This window comes from Roseicyclus sp. (assembly GCF_052168335.1).
In the GTDB taxonomy this organism is placed as follows: Bacteria; Pseudomonadota; Alphaproteobacteria; order Rhodobacterales; family Rhodobacteraceae; genus Roseibacterium.
This window is the reverse complement of the sequence record NZ_JBQLZP010000355.1, coordinates 1-3,984: the sequence shown is the minus strand read 5'-3', so window position 1 is coordinate 3,984 and position 3,984 is coordinate 1. Positions and strand designations below refer to the sequence as shown.

At 67.2% G+C, this 3,984-nt stretch carries 3 protein-coding genes and 1 pseudogene; 1 reads left to right on the top strand and 3 read right to left on the bottom strand.

Annotated elements, in window-relative coordinates:
- From ACTS11_RS10960 to ACTS11_RS10950, 3 genes and pseudogenes are all read right to left on the bottom strand, one after another.
- A pseudogene (locus ACTS11_RS10960) lies at window positions 1-362 on the bottom strand (carbohydrate ABC transporter permease); the annotation flags it as partial.
- A 15-nt stretch (window positions 363-377) separates the two neighbouring features.
- Window positions 378-1,355, bottom strand: a complete 978-nt coding sequence (locus tag ACTS11_RS10955; RefSeq protein ID WP_442640349.1) for a carbohydrate ABC transporter permease — start codon at window positions 1,353-1,355, stop codon at window positions 378-380.
- A 131-nt stretch (window positions 1,356-1,486) separates the two neighbouring features.
- Window positions 1,487-2,827 carry an ABC transporter substrate-binding protein gene (locus ACTS11_RS10950; RefSeq protein ID WP_442640348.1) on the bottom strand — a complete coding sequence of 447 codons (1,341 nt, stop codon included), beginning with the start codon at window positions 2,825-2,827 and terminating at the stop codon, window positions 1,487-1,489.
- A 274-nt stretch (window positions 2,828-3,101) separates the two neighbouring features.
- Between ACTS11_RS10950 and ACTS11_RS10945 the strand changes: the two genes are divergently transcribed.
- On the top strand, window positions 3,102-3,984 hold an 883-nt coding region (locus ACTS11_RS10945; protein WP_442640347.1), incomplete at its 3' end, for a substrate-binding domain-containing protein.

Sequence of the window (3,984 nt, the reverse complement as noted above, 5' to 3'; positions counted from 1 at the left end):
CGGTCCTCGATCTCGGGGCCGGCGGCGAACTCGCGGGGGGCCCGCCCGGCCAGGCCGAAGGCGGCGATCGGCGGCCGCTCGCGTCCCTCGAAGTCGGCGGCGACCTCGGAGGCCTCGAAGACGTTGCCCGTGATCGTCCACATCCCGTCGCCGCCCGAGACCGCGCCCTCGGCGCGCGCGCGGAAGGCCTGTTCGACCGGGAACGGCGCCTCCCACCAGGCCGAGACGGCGATCTGCGCCCGGTCGCGGAAGGACGAGACCAGAAGCCCCACGGTCGGCACCAGCCAGAGGATGACGAGGAACACCACCGTGATGTTCACGGCCCAGGTGAGCGAGGATTTCTTTCCGGCGATATTGTCCATCTCGTCTCCTCCCCCTCAGCGCATTTCCTTGCGGGCCTGCCGGATGTTCCAGATCATCACCGGCAGGACCACGATCATGATGACGAAGGCCACCGCCGTCGCGCGCCCGTCGTCGCGGAACATGAAGTCCATCATGTAGCTGGGCAGGATCTCGGTGTTAAAGTTGCCGCCCGTCATCGTGTAGACGATGTCGAAGACCTTCAGCACGAGGATGGTGATGGTCGTCCAGACCACCACGATCGTGCCCATGATCTGCGGCACCTTGATCTTGAAGAAGATCTGGAACGGGTTCGCGCCGTCGATGATCGCGGCCTCGACCGTCTCTTCGGGGATGCCGCGGAGCGCGGCCGACAGGATCACCATGGCGAAGCCCGTCTGGATCCAGATCAGGATGACCATGAGGAAGAAGTTGTTCCAGAACGGCACCTGCAGCGGGTCGAGCGCATCGGCTCCGAAGTAGACGCGGATCGCGTTGATGATGCCGATGTCGGGATCGTTGGCGTAGACGAAGCGCCAGATCAGCGACGCGCCCACGAAGGAGATCGCCATCGGCATGAAGATCAGCGACTTGGCGATGTTGCCCCAGGACAGCCTGTCGGTCAGCTGCGCGACGAGAAGACCGAGGAAGGTCGCCATCGCGGGCACGACGAGGATCCAGAGGAAGTTGTTCAGGAAGGCCGTGCGGAAACCCTCGTCGCCGAAGAGGCTGGCGTAGTTGCCGAAGCCCACGAACTCGGTTCCCGCCCGGTTGTAGAGCGACCGGATGAAGGAGCCGAAGACCGGGTAGACGAGGTAGAGGCCGAGCGCGAACATCGCGGGAAACAGGAAGAGCCAGGGCCTGACCGCGTTGGCGCGGTTGATGTTCCGCCCCGCGTTCGGGCCCTTCGCCGGGAAGATCACCCGGTCGAGCACCATGTTCGCGAAGTAGAAGTAGCCGACGCATCCACCCACGCCGACGATGATCGTGATGATCCCCTGGATCATGGGGTTCATGGCCGTCCCCTCCCCTCTGTCGCCCGCGCTGCGCGCGAAGCCCGTCCCGGCGGGCGGCAGCGCCGCCGGGGCTGGTGGCGGCCGGCCCGGGGAATGTTCCCGGGCCGGCGCATGGGCGCCTCAGGCGCCGATCAGTTCAGCTGGTCCCAGCGATCCTGGATCTGGCCCGCGACGGTCGCCGCGTCCGCGCCGGTGGTATAGTCCACCATGCCGGTCCAGAAGGCGCCCGCGCCGATCTCGGCCGGCATCAGGTCCGAGGCGTCGAAGCGGAACGTGGTCGCGTTCAGCAGGATGTCGTTCATGTTCCGGATCGTCTCGGACCCGAAGAGCTCGGAATTCACGCCGGTGTGGGGCGTGAGGAAGCCCGACTGCGCCATCCAGACCTCATGCGCGATGGGGGTCTGGAGGAAGTCGATGAAGGCCCGCGCCGCGTCGGAATCCTCGGTGATCGAGAACAGCGTGCCCGCGCCCAGCACCGGGTTGCCGAGGTCCTGCGCCTCGAAGGCCGGGAAGTAGAAGAAGTCGTAATCCGCGTCCTCGGGGAAGAAGGTCGGGATGAACGACGCCTGGCGGTGCATGTAGCACTCCGGCGGGAACGAGAAGAGGCCCGCGGGGCTGTCGCGGAAGTCGGTCGTCGCCGCCGCCTCCGAGCCGCCCGAAACGTAGTCGTTGTTCCGCGCGAAGGTGCCGTAGGCCTCGATCGCGCCGACGACGGCCGGATCGTCGAACGGGATCTCGTTCGACACCCACTGGTCGTAGACCTCAGGCGGCTGGGTGCGGAGCATCATGTCCTCGACCCAGTCGGTCGCGGGCCAGCCGGTCGCCGCACCCGAGCCGAGGCCGATGCACCAGGGCGTGCCGCCGTCCGCGACGATCTGGTCGGACAGCGCGATCAGCTCTTCCATCGTCTGGGGAACGTCGTAGCCCGCCTCGTCGAACTGCTCGGGCGAGTACCAGACCAGCGACTTGAGGTCGACCTTGTAGAAGAAGCCGTAGAGGTTCTCGGAGCCGTCAGGCCCCGCGGCGCTGCCGAGCGAGACCCAGCTTTCGCCCGCGGCGTAGTTCTCGCGGATCCAGTCGGCGGTGTCCTGCTCCATCGCGGCGAGCTCGCCGCGCGCGGCGAGGTCGGTCATCAGGCCCGGCTGCGGGAACACGGCGATGTTCGGCGGGCTGTCGGCCTGCGTTGCGATCACGATGTCCTGCTCGAAGCTGTCGGAGCCCGAGTATTCCACGGACGCGCCGGTGGCTTCCTCGAAATACGCCAGCACCGATTCCACGAGCTCGGCGTCCGCGCCCGTCCAGGGGCCGGTGATGGTCAGCGTCTGGCCCGACAGGTCCGTCCCGTCCGCGAAGGCCTGGTAGCTGTCCCAGTTGAAATCCCCCTCGCCGATGGGGAACACGAGATCCTGCGCCTGCGCCGTGCCCGCCACGAGAGCAAGCGCGGCCGCGCTGGTGAAGAAACGGGTCTTCATCGAGATATCCTCCCAAGATTTGCGCCGGTCGTTCCCGGCGGGTTCTCGCCCCAACGCTGCCGTGACACGCGTAAGCACACGCCCAAAGCGCTTTGGGTTACGCGCACCCTTTCGGATGACAGGGAATAAGTCAATCCGGCAATGATATGTCGTTTGAAAATAATGCCGTATCTCGCAGGTGCAGAAAAATCGAGCAGAGATGAATCTTTGACAAGACAACTGCCGGGAGATTAGCCTCGGTCCCGCTTGAAAGCGCTTTGGAACGGAATCCGGGATGAATCTCAAGGAGCTGGCCGAGTCGCTCGGTCTGTCTCAGACCACCGTCAGCCGCGCGCTGAACGGGTATCCCGAGGTCCGGGAGGAGACGCGCGCCCGCGTCCTCGCCGCCGCCCATGCAGCGAACTATGCCCCGAACTCGCGCGCCCGGCGCCTCGCCACGGGCCGTGCGATGACCATCGGGCACGTCATGCCGCTTTCGGGCCGCGAGGAGATGGTGAACCCGATCTTCGCCGACTTCCTCGCCGGCGCGGGCGAGGTCTATGCCCGCGAGGGCTACGACCTGCTCCTCTCCATCGTGCCCGCCGGCGAGGCCGAGCGCGCCTATCGCCAGATGGCCGCGAACGGTTCGGTCGACGGCGTCATGGTCCAGTCGCCCCGCGTCGAGGACGGGCGCATCGCGCTCCTGGGCGAGCTCGGCCTGCCCTTCCTCGTCCATGGCCGCACCGGCGAGTACGAGGCCTATTCCTGGCTCGACATCGCCAATGTCCGCGCCTTCCGCCGTGCCACCGAGTTCCTGCTCGACCTCGGGCACCGCCGCATCGCGCTGATCAACGGGCAGGAGGATTTCGACTTCGCCGCGCGGCGCCGCCGCGGTTTCGAGGAGGCGCTGGCCGACCGCGGCTGCCGCGCCGATCCGCGCCACCTGCGCGAAGGCACGATGACCGAACAATACGGCTACACCTCCGCCGCCGCGATGCTCGACGCCGAGGCGCCGCCGACGGCCTTCCTCGTCTCCTCGATCATCCCGGCCATCGGCGTGCGCCGCGCCGCGGGCGAGCGCGGGCTCCGGCTCGGGCGGGACATCTCGGTCATCTGTCACGACGACGTGCTGTCCTACCTCGGGAACGACGCGATCACCTCGCCCGAGGGCGCGCCCT